Origin of the sequence: Vibrio sp. 1727 (genome assembly GCF_033344415.1) — a bacterium.
Classification (GTDB): Bacteria; Pseudomonadota; Gammaproteobacteria; order Enterobacterales; family Vibrionaceae; genus Vibrio; species Vibrio alginolyticus.
This window is the reverse complement of the sequence record NZ_JAWPOT010000581.1, coordinates 1-542: the sequence shown is the minus strand read 5'-3', so window position 1 is coordinate 542 and position 542 is coordinate 1. Positions and strand designations below refer to the sequence as shown.

The 542-nt window shown below is 46.7% G+C and carries 1 protein-coding gene; it reads left to right on the top strand.

From position 1 onward, the window contains the following. Positions 1 to 542 (top strand): methyl-accepting chemotaxis protein (locus R8O10_RS27050; RefSeq protein ID WP_318192204.1); only part of this gene is annotated, 542 nt, incomplete at both ends.

The window sequence follows — 542 nt, the reverse complement described above, 5'->3', positions numbered from 1 at the left end:
CTACTACAACGAGCACAAGAACACGTTTGAGGAGCAATTTGTTGATGTTCGAGCCCAGCTCAATGTCGTGAAAAGTGCTATCGAAGATAAGCAAGGTGAGTTGAAGTCAGACATTTCAGCGGCGACTGCACGAGCAGAATCGATTTTAGAAATGGGCATCATCGTTGTGATCTTAGCGGCGCTTGGCATGGTGTTCCTGCTGCTACGCACAGTACTTAAACCATTAAACGACATCAAAGACGCAATGGCGCAAATCGCTTCGGGTGATGGTGATCTTAGCCAACGAATCCAAATTAATACGCAAGATGAAATTGGTCAGCTGGCCAAGGCATTTAACGAGTTTGTTTCTAAAATCCAAGCGACCGTGTCACAGGTGATTGATAGCTCAAACACGCTTCGTCAAGAGATGGCAAACTTAAGCTCGCTCACTGAGACGATTGCAGATTCGACAGTATCTCAACAGCGCGATAGCGAAGCAGTTGCTGCAGCAGTGCATGAAATGCAAGTGACTAGCCGCAATGTGAGCGAGAGTGCAAATGAAG